At 64.6% G+C, this 26424-nt stretch carries 26 protein-coding genes; 13 read left to right on the top strand and 13 right to left on the bottom strand.

From position 1 onward, the window contains the following. Window positions 1-2: 2 nt before the first annotated feature. The 4 genes from HV773_RS04425 to HV773_RS04410 form a co-directional block, all read right to left on the bottom strand. The gene (locus tag HV773_RS04425) at window positions 3-1247 is read right to left on the bottom strand and encodes a molybdopterin molybdotransferase MoeA (RefSeq protein ID WP_129563337.1); all 1245 of its coding nucleotides are present in this window, start codon (window positions 1245-1247) and stop codon (window positions 3-5) included. Window positions 1248-1476: 229 nt separating this feature from the next. Continuing rightward, window positions 1477-2928, bottom strand: coding sequence for a threonine synthase (gene thrC / locus HV773_RS04420; RefSeq protein ID WP_129562137.1), 1452 nt, complete (start codon window positions 2926-2928; stop codon window positions 1477-1479). Between the two features lie 22 nt (window positions 2929-2950). Continuing rightward, complete coding sequence (locus tag HV773_RS04415; RefSeq protein WP_129562138.1) at window positions 2951-4282, bottom strand: homoserine dehydrogenase; 1332 nt, start codon at window positions 4280-4282, stop codon at window positions 2951-2953. Between the two features lie 97 nt (window positions 4283-4379). Next, entirely contained in the window at window positions 4380-5702 is a 1323-nt protein-coding gene (locus HV773_RS04410) for a pyridoxal phosphate-dependent aminotransferase (protein ID WP_377728861.1), read from the bottom strand. Between the two features lie 394 nt (window positions 5703-6096). Between HV773_RS04410 and HV773_RS04405 the strand changes: the two genes are divergently transcribed. The 13 genes from HV773_RS04405 to HV773_RS04350 all read left to right on the top strand — a co-directional run bounded on the left by HV773_RS04405 (window position 6097) and on the right by HV773_RS04350 (window position 19552). Further along, window positions 6097-6471, top strand: coding sequence for an Mth938-like domain-containing protein (locus tag HV773_RS04405; protein ID WP_129562140.1), 375 nt, complete (start codon window positions 6097-6099; stop codon window positions 6469-6471). Window positions 6472-6645: 174 nt separating this feature from the next. After that, on the top strand, window positions 6646-8337 hold the full coding sequence (locus tag HV773_RS04400; protein ID WP_129562141.1) for a glycosyltransferase family 39 protein: 1692 nt from the start codon (window positions 6646-6648) through the stop codon (window positions 8335-8337). A 261-nt stretch (window positions 8338-8598) separates the two neighbouring features. Continuing rightward, window positions 8599-8970 carry an SMR family transporter gene (locus HV773_RS04395; RefSeq protein ID WP_129562142.1) on the top strand — a complete coding sequence of 124 codons (372 nt, stop codon included), beginning with the start codon at window positions 8599-8601 and terminating at the stop codon, window positions 8968-8970. 118 nt (window positions 8971-9088) lie between these two features. Next, window positions 9089-10264 (top strand): DegT/DnrJ/EryC1/StrS family aminotransferase, encoded by a 1176-nt coding sequence (locus HV773_RS04390; protein ID WP_129562143.1) that lies wholly within the window; start codon window positions 9089-9091, stop codon window positions 10262-10264. A 120-nt stretch (window positions 10265-10384) separates the two neighbouring features. Continuing rightward, complete coding sequence (locus HV773_RS04385; protein WP_227875293.1) at window positions 10385-11479, top strand: glycosyltransferase; 1095 nt, start codon at window positions 10385-10387, stop codon at window positions 11477-11479. Further along, window positions 11476-12420, top strand: a complete 945-nt coding sequence (locus HV773_RS04380) for a formyltransferase (RefSeq protein ID WP_129562144.1) — start codon at window positions 11476-11478, stop codon at window positions 12418-12420. Before HV773_RS04385 ends, HV773_RS04380 begins: the two co-directional genes overlap by 4 nt. After that, window positions 12417-13463, top strand: a complete 1047-nt coding sequence (locus HV773_RS04375) for a bifunctional UDP-4-keto-pentose/UDP-xylose synthase (RefSeq protein WP_129562145.1) — start codon at window positions 12417-12419, stop codon at window positions 13461-13463. The genes HV773_RS04380 and HV773_RS04375 overlap by 4 nt, the downstream gene beginning before the upstream one ends. 16 nt (window positions 13464-13479) lie before the next feature. After that, entirely contained in the window at window positions 13480-14376 is an 897-nt protein-coding gene (locus HV773_RS04370; RefSeq protein ID WP_129562146.1) for a polysaccharide deacetylase family protein, read from the top strand. Between the two features lie 95 nt (window positions 14377-14471). Next, a complete protein-coding gene (locus tag HV773_RS04365) occupies window positions 14472-14933 on the top strand; it encodes a peroxiredoxin (RefSeq protein WP_129563338.1) in 462 nt (153 codons plus the stop codon). Window positions 14934-15023: 90 nt separating this feature from the next. Further along, window positions 15024-15221, top strand: a complete 198-nt coding sequence (locus HV773_RS36655; protein WP_217481892.1) for a hypothetical protein — start codon at window positions 15024-15026, stop codon at window positions 15219-15221. Window positions 15222-15338: 117 nt separating this feature from the next. Next, complete coding sequence (locus HV773_RS04360) at window positions 15339-17180, top strand: PhoH family protein (protein WP_175194344.1); 1842 nt, start codon at window positions 15339-15341, stop codon at window positions 17178-17180. Window positions 17181-17425: 245 nt separating this feature from the next. Further along, the gene (locus tag HV773_RS04355; RefSeq protein WP_129562148.1) at window positions 17426-18577 is read left to right on the top strand and encodes a C40 family peptidase; all 1152 of its coding nucleotides are present in this window, start codon (window positions 17426-17428) and stop codon (window positions 18575-18577) included. A 168-nt stretch (window positions 18578-18745) separates the two neighbouring features. Continuing rightward, window positions 18746-19552, top strand: a complete 807-nt coding sequence (locus HV773_RS04350; protein ID WP_129562149.1) for an SDR family NAD(P)-dependent oxidoreductase — start codon at window positions 18746-18748, stop codon at window positions 19550-19552. Window positions 19553-19647: 95 nt separating this feature from the next. Here the strand turns inward: HV773_RS04350 and HV773_RS04345 are convergent, their stop codons facing one another. The 9 genes from HV773_RS04345 to HV773_RS04305 form a co-directional block, all read right to left on the bottom strand. Continuing rightward, on the bottom strand, window positions 19648-20658 hold the full coding sequence (locus HV773_RS04345; protein WP_129562150.1) for an inorganic phosphate transporter: 1011 nt from the start codon (window positions 20656-20658) through the stop codon (window positions 19648-19650). A gap of 10 nt (window positions 20659-20668) precedes the next feature. Beyond that, window positions 20669-21295, bottom strand: a complete 627-nt coding sequence (locus HV773_RS04340; RefSeq protein ID WP_129562151.1) for a DUF47 domain-containing protein — start codon at window positions 21293-21295, stop codon at window positions 20669-20671. A gap of 182 nt (window positions 21296-21477) precedes the next feature. After that, window positions 21478-22860, bottom strand: coding sequence for a replicative DNA helicase (locus HV773_RS04335; protein ID WP_129562152.1), 1383 nt, complete (start codon window positions 22858-22860; stop codon window positions 21478-21480). A gap of 194 nt (window positions 22861-23054) precedes the next feature. Continuing rightward, window positions 23055-23507, bottom strand: coding sequence for a 50S ribosomal protein L9 (gene rplI, locus HV773_RS04330; RefSeq protein ID WP_129562153.1), 453 nt, complete (start codon window positions 23505-23507; stop codon window positions 23055-23057). Between the two features lie 27 nt (window positions 23508-23534). Further along, window positions 23535-23810 (bottom strand): 30S ribosomal protein S18, encoded by a 276-nt coding sequence (rpsR, locus tag HV773_RS04325; RefSeq protein WP_027797225.1) that lies wholly within the window; start codon window positions 23808-23810, stop codon window positions 23535-23537. Window positions 23811-23812: 2 nt separating this feature from the next. Next, complete coding sequence (priB, locus tag HV773_RS04320; RefSeq protein ID WP_028216786.1) at window positions 23813-24112, bottom strand: primosomal replication protein N; 300 nt, start codon at window positions 24110-24112, stop codon at window positions 23813-23815. A gap of 30 nt (window positions 24113-24142) precedes the next feature. After that, window positions 24143-24514 carry a 30S ribosomal protein S6 gene (gene rpsF / locus HV773_RS04315; protein ID WP_027818337.1) on the bottom strand — a complete coding sequence of 124 codons (372 nt, stop codon included), beginning with the start codon at window positions 24512-24514 and terminating at the stop codon, window positions 24143-24145. Window positions 24515-24694: 180 nt separating this feature from the next. Beyond that, on the bottom strand, window positions 24695-25609 hold the full coding sequence (locus tag HV773_RS04310; RefSeq protein ID WP_129562154.1) for an anti-sigma factor family protein: 915 nt from the start codon (window positions 25607-25609) through the stop codon (window positions 24695-24697). Next, window positions 25599-26402, bottom strand: coding sequence for an RNA polymerase sigma factor (locus tag HV773_RS04305; RefSeq protein ID WP_129563339.1), 804 nt, complete (start codon window positions 26400-26402; stop codon window positions 25599-25601). The genes HV773_RS04310 and HV773_RS04305 overlap by 11 nt, the downstream gene beginning before the upstream one ends. Window positions 26403-26424: the final 22 nt, after the last annotated feature.

The following is a 26424-nucleotide window of genomic DNA, read 5'->3' as shown; positions in this document are numbered from 1 at the left end:
ACTCAATACAGCAGTTCGGTGAAAGGAATGAAACGCACGGTTTCGCCCGCGCTGATCGCATGATTCGGCGGATTGTCGATGAGGCCGTCGCCCCATACCGTCGATGTGAGCACCGCCGAGCTCTGATTCGCAAACAGGTCGAGGCCGCCCGCCGGGTTCACGCGCGCGCGCAGGAACTCGTTGCGGCGATCGGCCTTGGCCTGCGAGAAATCGGCGCGCAGAGAAAGCGCGCGCGGACTCACGTGCGTCGCGCCGGACAGGCGCAGCAGGAACGGCCGCACGAACAGCAGGAAGGTCACGAAGCTCGACACCGGATTGCCCGGCAAGCCGATGAAAAACGCCTCGTCGGCGGCAGCCTGATTCGCGTCCTGCGGCCGGCGCACTGCGCCGAACGCCAGCGGCTTGCCCGGCTTCATCGCGATCTGCCACATGTTGATGTGCCCTTCGGCCTCCACCGCCGGCCTCACGTGGTCTTCCTCGCCCACGGAAACGCCGCCCGAGGTCAGGATCAGATCGTGCTTCGCGGCGGCCTCGCGCAGCGTCGCGCGGGTGACGTCGAGCCGGTCCGGCACGATGCCGTAGTCGGTGACCTCGCAGCCGAGATTGCGCAACAGGCCCGTGAGGGTGAAGCGGTTCGAGTTGTAAATCGCGCCCGGCTTGAGCGGCTCGCCCGGCATGGTCAACTCGTCGCCGGTGAAGAACACCGCCACTTTCACGCGACGCACAACCGTGAGCGTCGCGCAGCCCACCGACGCCGCCAGCCCGAGCGCCGCCGGCGTGAGCCGAGTGCCCACGGGCAGGATCACGGCGCCGTTCTTGATATCGGCGCCCTGAGCCGTAATCCACTCGCCCGCCTTCGGCGCATGCAGGATCGTCACCTCGCCGTCGGCGGCCTCAGTCTGCTCCTGCATCACTACGGCATCGGCGCCCGGAGGCACCGTCGCGCCCGTGAAAATGCGCGCTGCCGTGCCCGCCGCCAGCGGCTGCGGCGCATGCCCGGCGGGCACGCGCTGCGAAACCGGCAGACGGCGGCTGCCCTGCGCGAGATCGGCCACGCGCACCGCGTAGCCGTCCATCGCGCTCGTGTGCATCGGCGGCACGTCGAGCGGCGAGACGACCTCGGCCGCCAGCACGCGGTTGAGCGCGTCGAAGGTCGATAGTGTCTCGGTGGCGCTGCCGTGCGCGGCATCGGTCAGGGGCCTGGCGGCGGCCAGCAAAGTGGCGAGCGCGTCGGCGGTCGAAAGCATCGGCGCGCGCGGCGCAGGCGCGGCGGCAGCGGAGGATGGCGATTGAGGCGTGGACATTGGCGGGGATGTTGGGCTTGACTGGACGCCGCGTGCGGCGCCTTCGACAGAAGTGGTCTGTCGGTATTGTAGCGGCGAGGACGCGGCGTTGCGCCGCTACGCTTTATGCCACGAATTTGCAGCGCCCTGGTCGCGAGCGCGACCAGGGTTCATACGGCCACTCAGTGGGCCATCAAAGCCCCGTGTGGGCGGCGATGAAGTCCTTCACGCGCTGGGCATCGGCCGGCATGACTTCGAAGCGCTGCGGCAGCGCCTCCAGGCCTTCGAACGCGGCCGGGCGCTCCGCTTCGCGATCGAGCGCCTCGCGAATCGTTTCGCCGAACTTCACTGGCTGCGCGGTTTCGAGCACGATCATCGGCACGCCCGGTTGCAGGTGCTCGCGCGCGACCTTCACGCCGTCCGCGGTGTGCGTGTCGATCATGGTCTGATAGCGCGCATACACGTCGCGGATCGTCGCGATGCGGTCGTCGTGGCTGCTGCGCCCCGACACGAAACCGAATTGCTGCACACGCACGAAGTCGCCGCTGGCCGCGAGATCGAAGCCGCCCTTTTCCTCGACGTCGCGGAACAACTGCGTCACGCGCGACGGATCGCGGCCAAGCAGGTCGTAGACAAAGCGCTCGAAGTTCGATGCCTTCGAGATGTCCATGCTCGGGCTGGTCGTGTGATAGGTCTCGGCCGAGCCGCGCACGCGATAGATGCCCGTGCGGAAGAACTCGTCGAGCACGTCGTTCTCGTTGGTGGCGACCACGAGCTTCTCGATCGGCAGGCCCATCATGCGCGCGATATGGCCCGCGCAGACGTTGCCGAAATTGCCCGAAGGAACCGTGAACGAGACGCGCTCGTCGTTGCTCTTCGTAGCCGCGAAGTAACCCGCAAAGTAGTAGACGACCTGGGCCACGACACGCGCCCAGTTGATCGAATTGACCGTGCCGATCTTCTGCTGCGCCTTGTACGCGTGGTCGTTCGAGACCGCCTTGACGATGTCCTGGCAATCGTCGAACACACCTTCCACCGCGAGATTGAAGATGTTCGGGTCTTGCAGGCTGAACATCTGCGCGGTCTGGAACGCGCTCATCTTCTTGTGCGGCGAGAGCATGAACACGCGCACGCCCTTCTTGCCGCGCATCGCATATTCGGCGGCGCTGCCGGTGTCGCCGGAAGTCGCGCCAAGAATGTTCAGCTGCTGGCCCGCCTTCGCGAGCGCGTACTCGAACAGATTGCCGAGCAGCTGCATCGCCATGTCCTTGAACGCGAGCGTCGGGCCGTTCGAGAGTTCGAGCAGCGAGAGCTGCGCGCCGTTTTCCTCGCCGAGCGTCGTGAGCGGCGTGATCTTGCTCGCGTCCTCGCCATGGCGCACGTTGCAGTACGTGGCGGCGGTATAGGTGCGGCGCGTCAGGTCGCGCAGGTCCTCGGCGGGAATGTCGTCGCTGAACTTCGAGAGAATCTCGAACGCGAGGTCCGCGTACGAGAGGCCGCGCCAGCGCGCGAGTTCTTGCTGGCTAATGCGCGGATACTCGGCCGGCAGATACAGGCCGCCGTCGCGCGCGAGGCCGCCCAGCAGGATGTCGGAAAACGAGTGATGCTCGCCGGCACCCGCGCCGCGCGTCGATACGTAATTCATTGCCTTTGCCTTATTCAGCGCTTCAGTTCAGTCCTTCCATGCGCAGCTTCGTCACCGACGACTTCACGGTCGCCAGCTTCTCCACCTGCGCAATTGCCGCGTTGACGCGCTTCTCGACCGTCTCATGCGTGATCAGGATGATGTCGGTTTCCGCCTTGCCCTGCGCGTCGACCTGCTCCGATTCCTTTTGCAGCAGCGCGTCGATCGAAATACCGCTGTCGGCGAGGATGCGCGTGATGTCGGCCATCACGCCGGTCTGGTCGGCCACGCGCAGGCGCAGGTAGTAGCCGCTCGTGACTTCTTCGATCGGCAGGATCGGCGTGTTCGAGAGGCTGTCCGGCTGGAACGCCAGATGCGGCACGCGGTGCTCGGGGTCGGCCGTGTGCAGGCGCGTGACATCGACGAGATCCGCTACCACGGCCGAGGCCGTCGGCTCCGAGCCCGCGCCCTTGCCGTAGTAGAGCGTCGTGCCCACGGCGTCGCCGTGCACGACCACCGCGTTCATCGCGCCTTCCACGTTCGCAAGCAGGCGCTTGGCCGGGATCAGCGTCGGGTGCGTGCGCAGCTCGATGCCCTTCTCCGTGCGGCGCGCGATGCCGAGCAGCTTGATGCGATAGCCGAGTTCTTCCGCGTACTTGATGTCGATGGCGTCGAGCTTGCTGATGCCTTCCACGTAAGCCTTGTCGAACTGCACGGGCACGCCGAACGCGATCGCGCTCATGATCGTGGCCTTGTGCGCGGCGTCCACGCCTTCGATGTCGAAGGTCGGATCGGCTTCGGCATAGCCCAGCTCCTGGGCGCCCTTCAATGCGGTCGCGAAGTCGAGGCCGCGCTCGCGCATTTCCGAGAGGATGTAGTTCGTGGTGCCGTTGATGATGCCGGCGATGTACTCGATGCGGTTGGCCGTGAGGCCTTCACGCAGCGCCTTGATGATGGGAATGCCGCCCGCGACCGCCGCCTCGAAAGCGACAATCACGCCCTTGGCACGCGCCGCTTCGAAGATCTCGGTGCCGTGGACCGCCAGCAGCGCCTTGTTCGCGGTGACCACGTGCTTGCCATTGGCGATGGCGCGCAGCACGAGGTCCTTCGCGACGCTCGTGCCACCGATCATTTCGGCAATGATCGAGATCGACGGATCATCGACGACCGCGTTGAAGTCGCTCGTCAATTCGACCGTGCCGGCTTCGGCGCCGAGCGCCGCCGTGGCCTTGGCCGGGTTGCGCACGGCAATGCGCGCGACCTCGATGCCGCGGCCCGCGCGGCGTTTGATTTCTTCCTGGTTGCGGCGCAGTACCGTGAAGGTGCCGCTGCCCACCGTGCCGAAGCCCAAGAGACCTACTTTGATCGGTTCCATGCAGCGTGTGTTCGTCTAAGTGTTTAAAAGGAAAAGCGGTTGCGCCGCGCCAGACAATCAGCCGCGCGGCGCGCATGGCGTATGTGCCGGACGCGGCTCAGGTGCCGTGCCTCTGGCGGTAGTTGTCGAGGAAGCGCGCGATGCGGTTGATCGAATCGGTCAGGTCGTCGACGTTCGGCAGGAACACCACGCGGAAGTGGTCCGGCTGCTTCCAGTTGAAGCCCGTGCCCTGCACCAGCAAGACGCGCTCAGCGAGCAGCAAGTCCAGGATGAACTGCTGGTCGTCCTGGATCGGATAAAGCTTCGGGTCGAGGCGCGGGAACATGTAGAGCGCCGCCTCGGGCTTCACGCAGGTCACGCCAGGAATGGCCGTGAGCATGTTGTAGGCGAGTTCGCGCTGACGATACAGGCGCCCGCCCGGCTGGATCAGCTCGTTGATGCTCTGGTAGCCGCCCAGCGCCGTCTGGATCGCGTACTGGCCCGGCACGTTCGCGCACAGGCGCATCGAGGCCAGAATGCCCAGGCCCTCGGTGTAATCCTTCGAGCGGCGGCGGTTCTCGGCCGTCAAGCCCGACAGGAACATCCAGCCCGCGCGGTAACCGCACGCGCGATAGCTCTTCGACAGGCTGTTCAGCGTGACCGTGATGACGTCTTCGGACAGCGAGCCGAGCGCCGTGTGGGTCTTGCCGTCGTAAATGATCTTGTCGTAGACCTCGTCGGCGAAGATGATCAGGCCGTGCTCGCGCGCGATGGCCACGAGGCCGCGCAGCAGCTCGTCCGAGTACAGCGCGCCCGTGGGGTTGTTCGGGTTGATGACCACCAGCGCGCGCGTGTTAGGCGTGATCTTCGCGCGGATGTCGTCCAGATCCGGCATCCAGGCGTTCGATTCGTCGCAGATGTAATGCACGGGCGTGCCGCCCGACAGGCTCACCGCCGCCGTCCAGAGCGGATAGTCGGGCGCCGGCAGCAGCACTTCGTCCTCGTCATTCAGGAGCGCCTGCATCGCCATCACGATCAGCTCGGACGCGCCGTTGCCGATGTAGATGTCGTCAAGCTCGACGCCCTTCACGCCCTTTTGCTGCGCGTAATGCATGATCGCCTTGCGCGCGGCGAATACGCCCTTCGAGTCCGAATACCCCGAGGAGCCCGGCAGGTTCAGGATCATGTCCTGAATGACCTCGTCGGGCGCATCGAAGCCGAACGGCGCGAGATTGCCAATATTCAGCTTGATAATGCGGTGGCCTTCTTCTTCAAGGCGCTTGGCATGCTCGAGCACCGGCCCCCGGATGTCGTAGCAAACGTTCTGCAGCTTGTTGGATTTGAGGATCGGTTTCACGGCGGGCGGTTGGTCCAAAAGCGTTTGTTGTGTCCGGGGGCAGTCTGAAAATCTGGATCGGGCTGCGACGGGGTTGATCGGCATAGACGACGCGCGGGGCTGCGGGCCGCACAGAGGCAGCACACAATTGCACGAAGCATGGATTGTACGGTCTGGCAGCCAGCCTGCAGCTTGTGACTGCGTTCGCCCTTCGATGGATGATGACCCGGGCCGATGGGCTGATGCGGATGCTACCAGGGCACACCGGAACACATCAGGCACGCACCCGACGCGCGCGGAAGGCTCGCTGCCGGGGCCGGCGCTGGCTGCACCCTTTCGGTGCGCCTTTAAGCGCACGTTCAAGCACGTCATCGGGCCCTTTGAGCAAGGCCCGTCGTCGCAGCCGCTAAAAAGCTATAATTTAGCGGATTTTGGCCGACTTCCGCAATGCGCAATAAGCCGCGCGCCTCCCGAACCGAGACCTTCCGGAACCGAAGTTTTGAAACTACACCAGGACTCCAGCGGCGCCCTGAACACCGTCACCAGTTACGGCGCCGATTACGTCGAAATCAACCTCGAACGCCACACCGGCAGCGTCATCGTGATGCCAGAGACGCCCGTCATACCCTGGCCGGTCAGCGCGTTCGACGCCTTGAGCCCCGAACTTTTCGAGATGCTACTGCCGCTCGACCCCGAGGTCGTGGTGTTCGGCAGCGGTGAGCGACTGCGCTTCCCCCATCCGCGCCTGACCGCGGCGCTGGCCGCGAAGCGCATTGGCGTGGAGGCCATGGACTTCAAGGCCGCCTGCCGCACCTACAACATCCTGATGGCCGAAGGCCGGCGCGTGGCCGCCGCGCTACTGATCGAATCCTGATTCAATCCTGACCGAAAGCTGAGCCGTCTCGCATCGCCTTAAGCCCGCCTTCAGGTAAGCCCGGCGCGCCGTAGTACACTTGCGCGCCGCAGCGGGCGCTGCACGCCCGTTGCGATATCACGGGCGCCGCACCGCCTGACCGACCGCAACATCAACAAGAACAGGCTGGAACCCATGAACGATACGCCCTCGCGGCTGCCGCTCAATCGCAGCACGATCCTGCTCCTGATCGTCGCCCTCGCCATCATCTGGTTCGTGCCGCTCGGCTGGCGCCATCTGGTGCCGAGCGACGAAGGCCGCTATGCCGAAATGGCGCGCGAGATGTTCGCCAGCGGCGACTGGATCACCCCGCGCTACAACGGCTACAAGTATTTCGAGAAACCACCGCTGCAAACCTGGATGAACGCGCTCACGTTCGCGTGGTTCGGCATCGGTGAATGGCAGGCGCGTCTCTACACGGCGCTCACGGGCTTCGCAGGCGTGCTGCTGATCGGCTTCACCGGCGCACGCGTCTTCAACGCCGCCACGGGCTTCTTCGCCGCGCTCGTACTCGCCTGCGCGCCGTACTGGAACCTGATGGGCCACTTCGACACGCTCGACATGGCCCTGTCGTTCTGGATGGAGCTCACGCTCTGTGCGCTGCTGCTCGCCCAGCGCCCGAACCTGTCTACGCGCGCGGCGCGCCTGTGGATGTGGGTCTGCTGGGGGGCGATGGCGCTCGCGGTGCTCTCGAAGGGCCTGATCGGCCTGATCCTGCCGGGCGCCGTGCTGGTGCTCTACACGGTGATCGCGCGCGACTGGGCGCTCTGGAAGCGCCTCTACCTCGTGAGCGGCCTGATCGTGTTCTTCGCGATCGTCTCGCCGTGGTTCGTGCTGGTGCAGCAGCGCAATCCCGAGTTCTTCAACTTCTTCTTCATCGTCCAGCAGTTCCAGCGCTATCTCACGCCCGCGCAGAACCGTCCCGGCCCGTTCTACTACTTCGTGCCCGTGATGCTGGTGGGCTTCCTGCCGTGGCTCTCGGTGAGCGTGCAGAGCGTGCGCCACGCGCTGCGCGCGCCGAACCAGCCCAACGGCTTCGCCCCCGTCACGCTGATGCTGGTCTGGAGCTTGTTCATCTTCCTGTTCTTCAGTGCATCGCACTCGAAGCTGCTTTCGTACACGCTGCCGATCGCGCCGCCGCTCGCGCTCATCATCGGTCTGTATCTGCCGCTCATGACCCGCAAGCAGTGGAACCGTCATCTGGCGGGCTACGCGCTGCTCGCCGTTGTGTTGATGGCCGGTTCGTTCGTGCTCACGCGCATCGGCGACTCGCGCAACCCCAACGCGCTCTATCGCGAGTTCCAGGTCTGGGTGTTCGCCGCGGCTGCGGTCGCCTTCATCGCCACCATGATCGGGCTGCGCCTGAACCGCGCGAAACGCACGCCCGAGACAGGCGCCAGCTCGCCGGCCGTGGCGCTCGGCGCCGCGTGGCTGCTGCTCGCGACCATCGCGGGCACGGGACACGACGTGTTCGGCACGCTCAGCTCGGGCGCGCCGCTCGCGCCCGCGGTGCGCGCTGCCATCGCGAAACTGCCGCCCGACACGCCGTTCTACTCGGTGGGCGTGCTCGACCACACGATGCCCTTCTACGTGCGTCACACGATGACGATGGTGCAGGTCACCGACGAACTGGCCTTCGGCATTTCCGAGGAGCCGCAAAAATGGGTGCCGACCATCGCGGAATGGGAGCAGCGCTGGAAGGACGAGCGCTATGCGCTCGCGCTGCTGCCAGCGGACCGCTACAACGAGCTGGCCGCCCAGGGTTTCCCGATGCAGGTGGTCGCGCGCGACTCGCGCCGCGTGATCGTCGAGAAGCCGCAATCCTGACGATTCCCGGGCTTGCGGCGGCCATGCCGCGCGCATAGGCGATAATGCTGCGCTCCGGCGCTACGTGAAACGTGGATAGTGGCGGCTGCGAATGGCGGCTGTACCGGCCGCCTGCTGCGGCTCCGGCCCAGTGAGCGCGTCTGCACACCGCCATTGCGCCGCCAGAGCAACCGTGGTGGGCCCGCCAGCCGCGCGCCCACGGCAATCCCGCCCCTGATTCACTTCGCGCCCCTATTAGGCCCCTATTAGCCATCCAACACGATGAATCCGATTTCCCTCATCTGCATCCTCGCCGGCGTCAGCCTGAATGCCTGTGCGCAACTGTTGCTGAAAGCCGGTGTCAATGCCGTTGGACACTTCGAATTCACCCGTGCGAACATCCTGCCCATTGGCTGGAAGCTGGCGACGCAACTGCCGATCATCGGCGGTCTCACCTGCTACGTGTTCAGCGTGGTCGTGTGGATCGTGGGACTCTCGCGCGTGGACGTCTCGATCGCCTATCCGATGCTCTCGCTCGGCTACGTGGTCAACGCGTTCGCAGCGTGGTATCTGTTCGGCGAGGTGCTGAGCATGCAGCGCCTGATTGGCATCGGCATCATTCTGATCGGCGTGTTGGTGCTCGCGCGCAGCTAATGATGCAGCGCACCGTAGCACGCCCGGGCACGCATCGAGGCGTGCCTGCGTGTCTCTGGCATCCTTGCACCGCAGCCGAATTCCGATTTTTTCTGACGTTCTCACGAGCAAAGCACTCATGACCCAGTCATCCGCGCAGTCTTCCGTTCCGTTCCTGCCGTTCGTCAAGCCCGAGATCGACGAAGAAACCATCGCGGGCGTCGCCGACGTGCTGCGCTCGGGCTGGATCACGACCGGCCCGCAGAACCAGGCGTTCGAGGCCGCGCTCTCCGAGTACTGCGGCGGCCGCCCGGTGCGCACCTTCAACTCGGGCACCGCGACGCTCGAAATCGGCCTGCGCATCGCGGGCGTGGGCCCCGGCGACGAAGTCATCACCACGCCCGCCTCGTGGGTCGCCACCAGCAACGTGGTCTACGAAGTGGGCGCGACGCCCGTGTTCGCCGACATCGACCCCGTCACGCGCAACATCGACCTCGACAAGCTCGAAGCGGCCATCACGCCGCGCACGAAAGCGATCATCCCCGTCTACCTCGCCGGTATGCCCGTCGACATGGACCGCCTCTACGCCATCGCCCGCCAGCACAAGCTGCGCGTGATCGAAGACGCCGCGCAGGCGTTCGGCTCGACGTGGAACGGTAAGCGCATCGGCGCGATCGGCGACATCGTCTCGTTCAGCTTCCACCCCAACAAGAACCTCACGTCGATCGAAGGCGGCGCGCTCGTGCTCAACAACGCGGACGAAGCGGAGCTCGCCCGCAAGTATCGCCTGCAGGGCATCACGCGCAAGGGCTTCGACGGCATGGACTGCGACGTGCTCGGCGGCAAGTACAATCTCACGGACGTCGCGGCGCGCGTGGGCCTCGGCCAGCTCAAGCACATCGAGCGTTTCACCGAGCAGCGCCGCAAGCTCGCGCATGCCTATTTCACGGGCTTCGAGGGCAGCGCTGCCGTGAAGCTCGGCGTGGGCCTGCCGGTTGCGGACTTCACTAACAGCAACTGGCACATGTTCCAGATCACGCTGCCGCTAGAGCAGCTCACGCTCGACCGCGCGGGCTTCATGGAGCAGCTCCAGGAGCGCGGCATCGGCTCGGGCGTGCACTACCCGGCCATCCACCTCTTCACGCTCTATCGCGAGAAAGGTTTCCGTGCGGGCATGTTCCCGCACGCCGAGCGGTTCGGCGCGACCACGGTCACGCTGCCGCTCTTCACGCAGATGAGCGTCGCCGACGTGGCGCGGGTGTGCCGCGCCGTCGACGACATCTGCACGCAGTACGCAGTCGGCGCCGCCGCCTGACCTGGCGCTTCACACGGGATTCAGGCACGCGGGTGCGGTAGCCCAGGGGGGACGCACTCGCTTGAGAGCGGCAATTTCGACGCCAATTACACGCATTACCAGAACGGAAAAGACGCACTCATGACCCAAACGGAACAACGCACCTTGACCCCGGAGTCGCCGGAAGTCTCGGTCATCATTCCGGTCTACAACGAGGAAGCGGGACTCGCCGCGCTGTTCGCGCGCCTGTACCCGGCGCTCGACGCGCTCGGCACCTCGTACGAAATCATTTTCATCAACGACGGCAGCCGCGACCGCTCGGCCGCGATGCTCGCCGAGCAGTTCCGCGCCCGGCCCGACACGACGCGCGCGATCCTGCTCAACGGCAACTACGGCCAGCACATGGCGATTCTCGCGGGCTTCGAACAGGCGCGCGGCGAAATCGTCATCACGCTCGATGCCGACCTGCAGAACCCGCCCGAAGAAATCGGCAAGCTGGTCGAGAAGATGCGCGAAGGCTACGACTACGTCGGCACCATTCGCATGCAACGCCAGGACAGCCTGTGGCGCCGCAAGGCCTCGCAGATGATGAACCGCCTGCGCGAGCGCATCACGCGCATCAAGATGACGGACCAGGGCTGCATGCTGCGCGCCTACAACCGCCACATCATCGACACGATCAACCGCTGCGGCGAGATCAACACCTTCATTCCGGCGCTCGCCTATACGTTCGCGCAGAACCCGGTAGAAGTCGATGTCGCGCACGAAGAACGCTTCGCGGGCGAATCGAAGTATTCGCTCTATAGCCTGATCCGGCTAAACTTCGACCTCGTGACCGGCTTCTCGGTCGTGCCGCTGCAGTGGCTCTCGTTCATCGGCGTGATTCTCTCGCTCGGCTCGGCGGGCCTCTTCATCTTGCTGCTGATTCGCCGCTTTATCCTCGGCGCGGAAGTGCAAGGCGTGTTCACGCTGTTCGCCATCACGTTCTTCCTGCTCGGCGTGATCATCTTCGCGCTCGGCCTGCTCGGCGAATACATCGGCCGCATCTATCAGCAAGTGCGCGCGCGTCCGCGCTATCTCGTGCAGACGATCCTCGAAGAGCGCAATGGCCGCGAAGTAATGGGCGTGCCGCGCCAGGACGTCGTCCAGGGCGTGCAGGCGTCGCTCAACATCGGCACCGGACCCGCCGCAAATCAAGGCGCAAACCCGGGCACACAGCGAGGGGCACAGTCATGAAGCCGCGTGCCGTCGTTTTCGCCTATCACAATGTGGGCGTGCGTTGCCTGCAGGTGCTACTCGCGCGCGGCGTGGACGTCGCGCTCGTCGTCACGCACGAGGACAGCCCGACCGAGAACATCTGGTTCGGCAGCGTGAAGTCGGTGGCCGAGGAACATGGTATCGACGTCATCACGCCCGCCGATCCAAAGGGCCCCGAACTGCGCGCGGCCGTTGCCGCCGCGCGGCCCGACTTCATCTTCTCGTTCTACTACCGGCACATGCTGCCGGTGGACCTGCTCGCGATCGCTCCGCGCGGCGCCTACAACGTGCACGGCTCGCTGCTGCCGAAGTATCGCGGCCGCGTGCCCACCAACTGGGCCGTTATCAAGGGCGAGACCGAGACCGGCGCGACGCTCCACGAGATGGCCGCCAAGCCCGATGCGGGCGCAATCATCGCGCAAACGCCCGTGCCGATCCTGCCCGACGACACGGCCGCAATGGTGTTCGACAAAGTGACCGTGGCCGCCGAACAGACGCTCTGGCGCGTGCTGCCCGCGCTGATCGCGGGCGAGGCGCCGCATCTGCCGAACGATCTCTCGCACGGCAGCTACTACGGCGGGCGCAAGCCCGAGGACGGCCGCCTCGATTTCATGCAGCGCGCGCAGGACGTCTACAACCTGATCCGCGCAGTCGCGCCGCCCTATCCCGGCGCGTTCACCGACATCGGCAGCGAGCGCTTCGTGATCGCCCGCGCGCGCATGGCGCGCCCCGGCACCGATCTGTCGAAGCTAGCCGGATTGCCCCCCGGTATCCACGTAAGCGATAATGCGCTTTTCGCCGTCTGCGGCGACGGCCGCGCAATCGCGATCCACGAGCTGCGGCGCCAGCAGAATGGTCAAGAGACCATCGTTACCCCCGCCGCGTTCTCCGAACTCACTTCATCTGTCCCCCGTCCATGAAAAAAGTCCTGATCCTGGGTGTGAACGGCTTTATCGGCCATCACCTCTCCAAGCGCATCCTCGAAACCACGAACTGGGAAGTGTTCGGGATGGACATGCAAACGGACCGCCTCGGCGATCTCGTCAAGCATGAACGGATGCACTTCTTCGAAGGCGACATCACGATCAACAAGGAGTGGGTCGAGTACCACGTCAAGAAGTGCGACGTGATCCTGCCGCTGGTGGCGATCGCCACGCCCGCGACTTACGTGCAGCAGCCGCTGCGCGTGTTCGAACTCGACTTCGAGGCGAACCTGCCGATCGTGCGTTCGGCGGTGAAGTACGGCAAGCATCTGGTCTTCCCGTCGACCTCCGAGGTCTACGGCATGTGCTCCGACGAGCAGTTCGACCCGGACGCCTCGGCGCTGACCTATGGCCCGATCAACAAGCCGCGCTGGATCTACGCGTGCTCCAAGCAGCTCATGGACCGCGTGATCTGGGGTTACGGCATGGAAGGCCTGAACTTCACGCTGTTCCGTCCGTTCAACTGGATCGGCCCGGGCCTCGACTCGATCTACACGCCGAAGGAAGGTTCGTCGCGCGTCGTGACGCAGTTCCTCGGCCACATCGTGCGCGGCGAGAACATCAGCCTCGTCGACGGCGGCGCGCAAAAACGCGCGTTCACCGACATCGACGACGGCATCGAAGCGCTCATGAAGATCATCGAGAACAAGGACGGCGTCGCCACGGGCAAGATCTACAACATCGGCAACCCGACCAACAACTTCTCGGTGCGCGAACTCGCGCACAAGATGCTCGCGCTCGCGGCCGAGTTCCCCGAGTACGCCGAAACGGCCAAGAAGGTCCAGCTCGTCGAAACGTCGTCGGACGCGTACTACGGCGCGGGCTATCAAGACGTGCAGAACCGCGTGCCGAAGATCGAGAACACGATGCAGGAACTCAGCTGGGCGCCGAAGTCGACTTTCGACGAAGCACTGCGCAAGATCTTCGAAGCGTACCGCGGCCACGTGGCCGAAGCACGCGCGCTGGTCGAGCAGCAATAAGCAAGGGACGCGCTCCTTGGCCCGCATCGTCCTGAAAATCGACGTCGACACGCTGCGCGGCACGCGCGAAGGCGTGCCGAATCTCGCACGCATCTTCGACCGCTACAAGGCACGCGCGACGTTCCTCTTCAGCCTCGGCCCGGACCACACCGGCTGGGCGCTGCGCCGCGTGTTCCGGCCTGGCTTTCTCAAGAAGGTCTCGCGCACGTCCGTGGTGGAACACTACGGCGTGAAGCAGCTGATGTACGGCGTGCTGCTGCCCGGCCCCGACATCGGCGTGCGCGCTGCGGCCGAGATGCGCGCGATCCACGAAGCCGGCTTCGAATGCGGCATTCACACGTGGGATCACGTCTACTGGCAGGACAACGTGCGCAACCGCGAGCCCGACTGGACCGCGCGCGAGATGAACAAGAGCCACGAGCGCTTCGCGCGGATCTTCGGCACCGCGCCGGTCACGCATGGCGCGGCGGGCTGGCAGATGAACGAGGCCGCGTTCGAGCAGATCGACGCGTGGGGCATGCAGTACGCCTCGGACGGACGCGGGCATTCGCCGTATCGCCCCGTGGTGCGCGGGCGCACGCTCAACCACGTGCAGATGCCCACCACGCTGCCCACGCTCGACGAAGTGCTGGGCGTGGACGGCGTGGACATCGACAACGTCGCCGCGTGGCTGCTCAAGCGCACCGAGCACAATCCGCACGACCAGGTGTTCACGCTGCACGCCGAGCTCGAAGGTCAGAAGCTCGCGCCGGTGTTCGAGCAACTGCTCGCCGGCTGGCGCGCGCAGGGCCATACGTTTGCCACGATGGGCGACTACCATGCGGCGCTGGACCCGGATTCGCTGCCATCGTACCCTGTCACCTGGGGCGAGATCGCCGGCCGCTCGGGCCAGTTGATCGTCCAGCCCGACTGAAATCCGCTGCATGGCGATGCCGCGGCGCAGCGTGCACGAGACTGCGCTGCGCCGCCCATGCGAGCCCATAACAACAGGAGAGCCACGTGCCTGACGTGACCATCGCAGTCGACCAACCCGTTCCCGATTTCACCGCACCCGCCACCGGCGGCGACTTCACGCTCTCGAGCCTCAAGGGCAAGAAGATCGTGCTGTACTTCTACCCGAAGGACAACACGCCCGGCTGTACGCGCGAAGGCATGGAGTTCCGCGACCTCTATCCGAAGTTCAAGAAGGCGGGCGCGACGATCGTGGGCGTCTCGCGCGACAGCGTGCGCTCGCACGAGAATTTCAAGACCAAACTCGAATTGCCGTTTACCTTGGTATCAGATGGCGACGAAGCGCTCTGCTCGCTCTTCAACGTCATCAAAATGAAGAAAATGTATGGCAAAGAAGTGAGAGGAATCGAGCGCTCCACGTTCCTCATCGACGCCAGCGGTGTGCTGCGCCAGGAGTGGCGCGGGCTCAAGGTGCCGGGCCATGTCGAGGAGGTCCTGGAGGCTGTACAAGCGCTGTGAGGCGCGTTATATTGGGCTGCAATGAGTGCCTGTCCACCCCATTTTTTGTCGCATTTGCCACGCCCGCGCGGTCTTGAGAACGGTCACAGGATGACCGCTTCAGCGCATCCGGGGCAACGCGCCATTAAAGCAGTCAAGCCGCTTGCCTCGTCACCCGGGGGAGCGGCTTTTTTGTTTGCATCTTTGTTAGCTGTCACTCCCTCCACGTCGTACCGGATTAGCGACCCGGCGCGCGTCAACGTCAAGGAGCCGATCGAAAAACAGGCGAACCGGCATTTTCAGACCTGAGCGCGCACCCAAGCGCGGTCACGGCGGACGCCTACCCGGCATCCGCACGCTCCGCCCGAAAGCGCACCGTACGGTTTAACACCGCGACCACTCGACCCGATTTTTTCGAGGGACACCATGCCTTTGCCTACCCCCCCCAGCAAGCTCGGCAACCTGCTGCCGCCCGATGAATACAAGGCCCGTGCGCGCACGACGCGCAGCACGCGCAAAACAGCGAGCGAGAACGACGCCGCCGATGTCGCCGACTACGGCGCGGACAGCGTCGCCGAGCCGATGACCCTCGCCGCCAATGCGGCAACCACGCTGCGCACCGTGCCCATGCACACTGCCAGCGCCGAACTCGCAGCGCTCGAACCGATCGCACCGGCGCCGGCGCGAAAACGCAAACAGCAAACCGCGGCGCTGCTGCAGCCGGTGCAAGCGCATGCCGAGCCGCAAATCGAAGCGCCCGCCGCACCCGTGGCGCGCGGCGGAAAATCGCCTGCGGCCAAAACGACCGGCAGCACCACCGCAAGCGCGCCGCGCACCAGCACGAAGAAGCGCCTGCACCCCGAAGAAACCATGGAGGTCCAGAAGCTCTTCGTGCTCGACACGAACGTGCTGATGCACGATCCGACCTGCCTGTTCCGCTTCGAGGAACACGACGTCTTCCTGCCGATGATGACGCTGGAAGAGCTCGACAACCACAAGAAGGGCATGTCGGAAGTGGCGCGCAATGCGCGTCAGGTGAGCCGCACGCTCGATCAGCTCGTCGCGAACGCGGGCCCGATCTCGGAAGGCATCTCGCTCGACCGGCTCGGCAGCCGCGAGGCGCTCGGGCGTCTGTACTTCCAGACCACGCTCACGCACATCGATCCGGTCGACGGCCTGCCCGAAGGCAAGGCCGACAACCAGATTCTCGGCGTCGTGCGCGCGCTGCAGCGCGACCGGCCGGACAGCCTCGTCGTGCTAGTGTCGAAAGACATCAACATGCGCATCAAGGCGCACGCGCTCGGCCTGCCCGCCGAAGACTACTTCAATGACCAGGTTCTCGAAGACAAGGACCTGCTCTACTCGGGCATCCGCGCGCTGCCGCAGGACTTCTGGACCAAGCACGCGAAGGGCATGGAGTCCTGGCAGGACACCAAGACCGGCACCACGTATTACCGCGTGACGGGTCCCGAGTGCCTCTCGATGCTCGTGAACGAGTTCGTCTATCTGGAGCCGCAGAACGGCGAGCCCACGTTCCACGCGATCGTGCGCGAGCTCAACGGCAAGACGGCGCTGCTGCAAACCTTGCGCGACTATGGCCACCACAAGAACAACGTGTGGGGCATCACGGCGCGCAACCGTGAGCAAAATTTCGCGCTGAACCTGCTGATGAACCCCGAGATCGACTTCGTCACGCTGCTCGGTCAGGCCGGCACGGGCAAGACGCTCGTCGCGCTCGCGGCGGGCCTCGCCCAAGTGCTCGACGACAAGCGCTACAACGAGATCATCGTGACGCGCGCGACGGTGCCGGTAGGCGAAGACATCGGCTTCCTGCCCGGCACCGAAGAGGAAAAGATGCAGCCGTGGATGGGCGCCTTCGACGACAACCTCGAAGTGCTCCAGAAAACCGACGATGCCGCCGGCGAATGGGGCCGCGCCGCGACCCAGGAACTGATCCGCTCGCGCCTGAAGGTCAAGAGCATGAACTTCATGCGCGGCCGCACGTTCGTGGACAAGTATCTGATCATCGACGAGGCGCAGAACCTGACGCCCAAGCAGATGAAGACGCTCGTCACGCGCGCCGGTCCGGGCACGAAGATCGTGTGCCTGGGCAACATCGCGCAGATCGACACGCCGTATCTGACCGAAGGCAGCTCCGGCCTCACCTATGTAGTCGACCGCTTCAAGGGTTGGGCGCATAGCGGCCACGTGACGCTCGCGCGCGGCGAACGCTCGCGTCTCGCCGATTACGCATCGGACATTCTGTAAAGCCACGCTTGCAGCGCTTCTCGAAGCGCTACCCGCATCCCCAAAGACCGTATCCGGGCAACCGGATACGGTCTTTTTTTATCCGTCGAAGCGCGCTTCGGCGTGCCGAACCGGCAACAGCCCACCTGCAAACTTCAAGTAAGTTGTGAAGAATTCTTGCCGAAGCCATGTTCGGCGGGCTACCATCCGCTCATTACCGGTTTTCCCCAATGGCAAATGCTCGGCGTTTGCCGGTTGTATTTTTCATGCGGCGACTCTGGCTTCCCTTACTGATCGTGGTCTTTCTTGCAGCGTGCTCCAGCGCGCCGCAGAAGAACTCGCGCAGCGAAAGTTCGGGCTCGAGCGCCAACGCGTGGCGCACCAAGCCACCGGGCTTCCCCAATTTCGTCGATCACAGCGTCGGGCGCGAGGAAATCTCCATCCAGGCGATGAGCCTCGTCGGCATTCCATACCGCTGGGGTGGTAATACGCCCGACAGCGGCTTCGATTGCAGCGGTTTGGTAAAGTATGTGTTCGCGCGCTCGGCGCAAGTGGACCTGCCGCGCACCACGGCTGACATTAGTCAGCGCGGCGAGGTCATCGATCCCGACGAAATCGCGGCTGGCGACCTCGTGTTCTTCAACACGACCGGCCGGCCGCACTCCCACGTAGGCATTTATGTCGGCAAGCTGCGCTTCGTCAATGCGCCGTCCACAGGCGGCACAGTGCGGCTCGATTACTTGACCAACCCCTACTGGGCCAAGCATTTCGACGGCATTCGCCGCATGGCGCCGGCGAAGCGCGCTCCGAGCACGCCGTTCGACACCCCAACCTGGGAAGCCTCCACGCCTGCGCCTGCCACACCGTCGGCGGCCGTTGCGGCTGCGGCTCCCACCCTTGCTCCGGCTCCTGCGGCGCCTTCCGCCACGCGAGCCAACGCCGCTGCAACCGCCACGGCACCCGCCACCGCGCCGCGCATGGCTACGGTGGATCAGAGCCGCTTGACGTCAACACCTCAGCCCGGCTATGCCGACGGCGCCGTGCCGATTTCAGGCACAAGCTCCACGCCGTCGGCCGACGCCTTCGAGCCGCCGCCCGCCGCGCTCAACGCCGCCCAGGCTCAGGCCCGCCAAGCCGGCGCGGCTGCGCCCGCCGTCGCGCCCGCTGCCTCTATTGCCCCCGCAGCCGCTCCACGCGACGCCATCAACGCCGCTGCCGATGCCTTCGAGCCGCCGCCGCCCGGCATGAACGCTGCAGCACGCCAAGCCGCACAAGCGGGTTCAACGTCAATCGAACCCGCGCCGCCCTCGGGCGCGCCCGCACAGATCATGCGCGCGTCGACGGCAGGCGGCAGCGCCCCTGCTCCAACGCAATCGAGCGACGATCCAATCGCCCGCTTCGCCACTGGCTCGTTCTGAGCCGCGCGTTCTGAGCCGAACGCACCAGCCGCGTTTTCCTCCGCGCAGCGTCCGCAACCCGCCAATCCCTGGCCGAAAGGCCAATCAAAAGACTTAGGCGGTTTCGCGCGCGCTGCGCGTCTGCTATCGTTTTGGGACTGTTTTTCACTTTCGTGCAGCGAGGCAGCGATGGAACTCGGACTCGGCAGCAAAGTAGTTCTCGTTACCGGCGGCAGCAAGGGGATCGGCCTCGCTTGCGCCCGCGCATTCGCCAAGGAAGGCGCGAAAGTCGCGATCGTCTCGCGCGATCCCGCCAATCTGGCGCGGGCACGCGAGCAACTGGCGAGCGAGGGGCTCCACATCCATCTCACGCGCGCCGACCTGCACGAGCCCCATAGCGCCGCCGACGTGGTCGAGGAAGTCGCCACGGCCGTGGGCCCCATCGACATCCTCATTAACAGCGCGGGCGCTGCCCGCCGCTACGACCCGGAACTGCTCGACGCTGAAGCATTCAAGGCGACCATGGAAGCCAAGTACTTCCCGTACATCTATCCGCAGCAGGAGGTGCTGCGCCGCATGGTGGATCGCATCAAGGCGGGCACGGCCAGGGAGCCCGGCGCGATCGTCAACATCATCGGGATGGGCGGCAAGTACGCGAGCGACATTCATATCGCGGGCGGCGCGGCGAATGCGGCGCTCATGCTTGCCACGGTGGGGCTGGCGCACTACCACGCGCGCTACGGCATCCGCATCAACGCGATCAACCCGGGCGCGACACTCACCGAACGCCTGCAAGAGGCCATGCAACTGGAAGCGGGACGCGAAGGCATCAGTGCCGAAGACGCACTCACGCGCGGCGAGGCCAGGGTGCCGCTCGGGCGCTACGCGAAACCCGAGGAAATCGCCGACGTCGCGCTCTTCCTGGCGAGCCGCCGGGCCAGTTACGTGACCGGCGCAATCGTGCCGATGGACGGCTGCACGACGCCGATCATCTGATCCGCCGGCGGCCACCAGCGCGCCATTCCGGCTACGCGCAAACAAGAACGGCGCCCGAAGGCGCCGTTCTTTGCTGCTCTACCTGCCCTGCATTCTCACAGGAACCGGTGACCGATCCACCAGCCCGCTGCCGCGAGCGTGGCCGAGGCCGGAATCGTCAGAATCCACGCCCAGACGATGTTGCCCGCTACGCCCCAGCGCACAGCGCTGAGCTTCTGGGTCGCACCCACCCCGACGATCGCGCCGGTGATCGTATGCGTCGTGGACACGGGAATGCCCAGTGCAGAAGCCGTGAAGAGCGTAAGCGCCCCGCCCGACTCCGCGCAGAAGCCGCCCACGGGCTTGAGCTTGGTGATCTTTTGACCCATGGTGCGCACGATCCGCCAGCCGCCGAACAACGTGCCAATACCCATGGAAAGATAACAGCCGCCGATCACCCAGATGGGCGGCGCAGCAGCGGTTGCCGAGGCATAGCCCGTCGCGATCAGCAGCATCCAGATGATGCCGATGGTCTTCTGCGCGTCGTTGCCGCCGTGACCGAGGCTATAGAGGCCCGCGGAGACCAGTTGCAGGCGCCGGAAACGCCGGTCCACCTTGCTTGGTGGCGTTCGGAAATACAGCCACGACACCGTGAGCATGAAGAACGACCCCAGCACGAAGCCGAGCAGCGGCGAAATGAAGATGAAGGCAACGGTCTTCATGAGGCCGTCGAGGTTCAGCGAGTGCCAGCCCGACTTGGCGAGCGCCGACCCAACGAGCCCGCCGATCAGCGCGTGCGACGAACTCGACGGAATGCCGTAGTGCCACGTGAGCACGTTCCAGCCGATCGCGCCCACGAGCGCGCCGAACACCACGTAGTGGTCGACGATATCGGGGTCGATGGTGCCCTTGCCCACCGTCTGCGCCACCTTCAGGTGGAAAACGAAATAGGCAATCACGTTGAACATGGCGGCGAACGCCACGGCCTGCTGCGGCTTGAGCACGCCCGTCGACACGACGGTGGCGATGGAATTCGCCGCGTCGTGAAAGCCGTTCATGAAGTCGAAGATGAGGGAGATGGCCACCAGTCCGACGACCACCCAGAGGGCGAGTTGTATCGAATGCATCGTGGTCCGCTCAGGCGTTCTCTAGCACGATGCCTTCGATGATGTTCGCGACATCCTCGCACTTGTCCGTGATCGTTTCGAGCAGCTCGTAGATCGCCTTCAACTTGATCAGCGTCTTGACGTTGTCTTCCTCGCGGAAGAGCTTGGACATGGCCGAACGAAGCAGCCGGTCCGCTTCCGATTCGAGGCGGTCGATGTCCTCGCACGCCTTCAGGATCTCGCGCGCCTGCTTCATGTCGGAGAGCAGCGCCACCGCTGCCTGCACGCGCTCGGCCGTGGCCGTGACCACGTGCGCGAGCTGGCTGGCCTCGGAGGTCAGCGACTGCACGTCGTACAGCGAGATGGCCGTGGCGACGTCCTCCATGAGGTCGAGGCAGTCGTCCATCGTCGTGATCAGCTTATGGATCTCGTCGCGGTCCAGCGGCGTAATGAACGTCTTGTGCAGCAGGTCGATGGCTTCGTGCGTGAGCTTGTCGGCGGCCTTTTCGGCGGTCTGCACGTTCTGTTTATGGATTTCCGCGTCAGCCAGATTGTCGATCAGAAGCTCGAGCTCACGGCTTGCGGATACGATGCACTTCGCGTGCGCGTTGAAGATTTCGAAGAACTTGCCCTCAGTGGGCATGAATCGACCGAACATTGGAATCCCGGTAATTGGTCTCGGATCGCCGTCACAAAACGGCAAGATAGCCGTCATAAAACGGCGACATTGTATCGTCACGGGCTGGTCGCCGCATGCATCTGGGGATGTCGGAACGCAGCTTGCGCCATTTGGGCGCAAGCGCACATCCCGTTTTTCAGCAACTTCCCAGCTACTTCGCCTTACTCGCTGTAAAAGTTCTGCGCGCCAGCAAAATTGTCGAACTTCGTGTATTGACCGTGAAACGTGAGTCGAACTGGCCCGATCGGGCCATTACGCTGCTTACCGATGATGATCTCGGCCGTGCCTTTATCAGGGCTGTCGGGATTGTAAACTTCATCACGGTAGATAAACAGAATGACATCCGCATCCTGTTCGATAGCGCCCGATTCGCGCAGGTCGGACATGACCGGACGCTTGTTGGGACGCTGTTCGAGACCGCGGTTGAGCTGCGAAAGCGCGATCACGGGCACGTCGAGTTCCTTGGCGAGACTCTTGAGCGAGCGCGAAATCTCCGAAATCTCGGTCGCGCGGTTCTCGCCCGACGAGGAACCACTCATCAGCTGCAGGTAATCGATGATGATGAGCCCGAGCTTGCCACATTGGCGCGACAGGCGTCGCGCGCGCGAGCGCAACTCCATCGGGTTCAGGCCGCCGGTTTCGTCGATGAAAATCTGCGCCTCGCTCATTTTCTGCACGGCGTGCGTGAGCTTGGGCCAATCTTCGTCGGTGAGGCGGCCGGTACGCATGCGGTGCTGGTCCAGTCGGCCGACCGAACCGAGCATACGCATGATGAGTTGCGTGCCCGGCATTTCCATCGAGAACACCGCGACCGGCAGACCGTACTCCACGGCCACGTATTCGCCGACGTTCATCGAGAACGCGGTCTTGCCCATCGACGGACGCCCCGCCACGATGATCAGCTCGCCGCCGTGCATGCCCGAGGTCATGCGATCGAGGTCGATGAAACCCGTGGGCGTGCCCGTCACATCGCTCGGATTGGCCGTGTGGTAGAGCGTGTCGATGCGCTCGACCACCTGCGTGAGCAGCGGCCCAATCTCGAGGAAGCCCTGGGTGCCGCGCGCGCCATCCTCGGCAATCGAGAACACCTTCGACTCGGCCTCGTCGAGCAACTGCCGCACTTCCTTGCCCTGCGGGTTGAAAGCGTCGGCCGAAATTTCGTCGGCGACGGAAACGAGGCGGCGCAACACCGCGCGGTCGCGCACGATTTCCGCATAGCGGCGAATGTTCGCGGCGCTCGGTGTGTTCTGTGCGAGCGCGTTCAGGTACGCGAGGCCGCCGACGTCATCAGCTTTGCCTGAGGTCCCGAGCGCCTCGTACACCGTCACCACGTCCGCTGGGCGCGTCGCCGAGATCAGGCGACCAATATGCTCGAAGATGAGGCGGTGATCGTAGCGATAGAAGTCGCTTTGCGAGAGGAAGTCGGCAATCCGGTCCCAGGCGCCGTTATCCAGCAGCAGGCCGCCGAGCACCGACTGTTCGGCCTCGATCGAATGCGGCGGGACTTTCAGCGATTCGAGTTGGGGATCTTTCGGAGCGTTCATGGAGGGCAATTATCGGACAAGCCGGCTACCTGGAACAAGCAAAACGGCTGCAATTTGACGACACAATGCCAGCACTTCGGCGGCTGCCGATGTGCACACAACAAAAAAGGCAGAAGCCGCGGCGGGCTCCTGCCTTTTTTGAATTTACAGCGCTCAAGCGGCCTGACGGGTTGCCCCGCTGGCTGCCTGGATGCTTAGGCGTGCTCGCCCAGCACCGACACCGTGACGTCGACGAGGACGTCGGTGTGCAGCGAAACGTGCACCGGGTGGTCGCCCACCATCTTCAGCGGGCCTTCCGGCAGGCGCACTTGCGCCTTTTCCACTGCGAAGCCAACCTTGCCAAGCGCAGCGGCGATGTCCGCGTTCGTGACCGAACCGAACAGACGGCCGTCCACGCCGGCCTTCTGGCCGATCTGAACGGTCAGGCCATTCAGCTTTTCGCCTTCGGCTTGAGCAGCGACCAGCTTTTCAGCGGCGGCCTTTTCGAGTTCAGCGCGGCGAACTTCGAATTCAGCGATTGCGTCCTTCGTTGCACGGCGTGCCTTCTTGTTCGGGATCAGGAAGTTACGTGCGTAACCGTCCTTAACCTTCACGATGTCGCCGAGGTTACCCAGGTTGACGACTTTTTCCAGAAGAATGATCTGCATTCTATTGCTCCTTATCGCGTCGTCTTATTAGGCCTTGTGCTGGTCGGTGTACGGCATCAGCGCGAGGAAACGCGCGCGCTTGATAGCCGTGTCCAGCTGACGCTGATAGTGGGCCTTCGTACCCGTCAGACGAGCCGGCGTGATCTTGCCGTTTTCGCCGATGAAGTCCTTCAGCGTATCGAGGTCCTTGTAGTCGATCTGTTCGACGTTTGCAGCCGTGAAGCGGCAGAACTTCTTGCGCTTGAAGAGCGGGTTTTGTTGCTGACGACGCTTGTCGAATTTCTTACCAGTCGGGCGGGGCATGATTAGTCCTTTCCTGTGCCTTGCATTTCGGTGATGTGAAACACCAAGGTTCGCGCATTGCGGTGCTTTTTCGCCAGAAAACCGGTGAAGAGCGCTTCCACGCCCATCTCGCAGCTTTCAACGAGACCGCAGGCCTTGCCGGCCGCCACCGCGGGCATCGTGAGTTCGACGAAACGGGCGATGCCGGCTTCGACGACCTCCGTGCGGTGCTGCAACGTGACGCTTGCGATCGGAACGCCGGCGGGGGTGTACCGCACCGGTTCGCGTTCGACGACGCTAGCCGTTAGCTGCAGCCTGTTCACGGGGCTTGCTTGAATCCTGATGGCTTGTACTTAAGCCTGCGCTTCGGTCGGCTGGGCAGCCGCCTTCTTGGCTTCTTCGCGCTGCACTTCCTTCATCATCGGCGACGGGCCGGTTTCGGCCTTCTTCATCTTGACGATGAGGTGACGCAGAACAGCGTCGTTGAACTTGAACGCGTGTTCCAGTTCGTCGAGCGTGGTCTGGTCGCATTCGATGTTCATGCAGACGTAGTGAGCCTTCGCGAGTTTCTCGATCATGTAGGCCAGTTGACGACGGCCCCAGTCTTCGATGCGGTGGATCTGGCCACCGTGCGACGTGATCGTGCTCTTGTAACGCTCGATCATCGCGGGCACTTGCTCGCTTTGATCGGGATGCACGATAAAGACGATTTCGTAATGACGCATATTCACTCCTTGTGCTTACTTGTGGATATAAGCCACCCGGGCGTCGGAACCGGTGCGGCAAGTGAGAAGCCGAAGATTGTAGCGCGATCTGCCCCGCCCATGCAACCTGAATTATGGCTTTGCGCAGTGTTTCGGGCGTGTTTTCAAGGACTTGCGCGGCAATTCACGCCCACCAGCGCCTCAGCCACTACCGCTGTGGCTGTCAGCGAGCCGCGCATCGAGCGCTGCGCGCAGGCCGGCCAGCGCATCCGGACCCGCATCGGTGACGGCCCACCAGGTCATGCCGGCGGCCTGCCAGCGGGCAAGCGAATAGCCTTCACTAGCGCGAGGCGCTGCGGCCTCTGTCATCGGCCCCGCCACGCCGGGTGGGAAGACGTAGACGTCGATCACATGCTTGCGGTAGCGGTAGACCAGCACCGCGACTCGCTCGCGCCCCACATAATCGAGGCGGCCGCCCACGAGCGGGAAGCCTTGCGCGGAAAAGTCCTCCACGGGCGGCGCGTAGTCGATGCGGCCGTTGAACCACGGCTTCACCGTGTGGCGGTCCGTGGACACCACATCGAGATCGCGCCCCGAGATCTGCGCACGCACGTGGCTCGCCACGAGTTCCTCGACAAAAGCCCCGTCAGCAGCAGGTTTGCGCAGATGCAAAACCACGGCCACGCTCAAGGCACAAAGAACCAGCACGGCGCATGCAAACCCTGCGAGCCCCGCAGCGGGCACACCAGCCGATGCGAGTCCGCGGGCGCCGCCATCGCCCACCGCACGCCCCCGAATGCCGGGCAACGGCCACAGCCCATGCAGCCAGCGGCGCCATGCATCGGTTCGTGCCGGCGCTGAGCCTTGCACGCTATCCAACGTCATCGATGGGCTTTGCGCGGGCGGCAACGCGGCCACAATGCGCGCGGCCAAGCCCTCCGGCGCCCGATGGTAGGGCGCCGTACGCGTCAGGCGGGAAATGGCCTCGACATTCGCAGCCGCGCTACGGCACTGCGCACAGCCAGCCAGATGCTCGCGCACGCGCCATTCGTCGGCGGCGGAAAGTTCACGGTCGACACTCGCGTCGACCAGCGGGCGCGCTTCGTCACAGTTCATCGGGCGCCTCCTTGGCAGGACGTGGCACACACGGCCCCTGAGGCTCGCACGCTCCGCCGTCGACGGCCGGCTCCTCCCGGAACCGGCCGTCGGGCCCCCGGCCGGATGGTCTCCACGCTTTGCTGCTTGCCCCGAAATCTGCCTTGTTGGCCGCGTCGTTGGCTGCGCTGTTGGCCATATCGCCCGCATCGCCAGCTGTCTTTTCAAGCGTCTTTGCCGGCCCGGCCGCGGCACCACCGCTACGCGCGTGCGCCGCCAGCATCGCGGCGAGGCGCTTGCGGCCCCGCGCAAGCCGCGACATCACCGTGCCTATCGGTACGTCGATGACTGCCGCGATCTCGCGATAACCCAACTCCTCCAGTTCGCGCAACACCAGCACCTCGCGGTACTCCACCGGCAGGCGCTGCATGGCCTCCTGCACGATCCGCGCGTCCTCCGCGCGGATCGCGAGCGCCTCCGGGTCGGCGCTGCCCGTGTCCCAACCGTCCGGCGGCTGGTCGTCGCGCAACTCGTCGAACGGCGCGACTTCCTCCGCGCCCGCGCGCCGCCGCCACTCGTCGTACCAGACGCGCCGCACGATCGCGAGCAACCAGGGCCGCGCGTGCTCCCCGCGAAACGCGTCGAAGAAGCGGAACGCACGCAAAAAAGCTTCCTGCACGATGTCCTCGGCGTCGCCGGGATTACGCGAAAGCCAGCGGGCGAGGTTGTACGCGGCATCGAGATGCGGCAGCGCCAGCGCCTGAAAACGGCTGCTTCGCTGCGCATCACCAGGTCCCTCGTGCACTTCGTGCATCTCGTGCGCCCCGTTCGCGGAT

Origin of the sequence: Paraburkholderia caffeinitolerans, from assembly GCF_902859945.1 — a bacterium.
GTDB lineage: Bacteria > Pseudomonadota > Gammaproteobacteria > Burkholderiales > Burkholderiaceae > Paraburkholderia > Paraburkholderia caffeinitolerans.
Note: the sequence above shows the minus strand (reverse complement) of the source record. Positions and strands in the feature narration are given on the sequence as shown.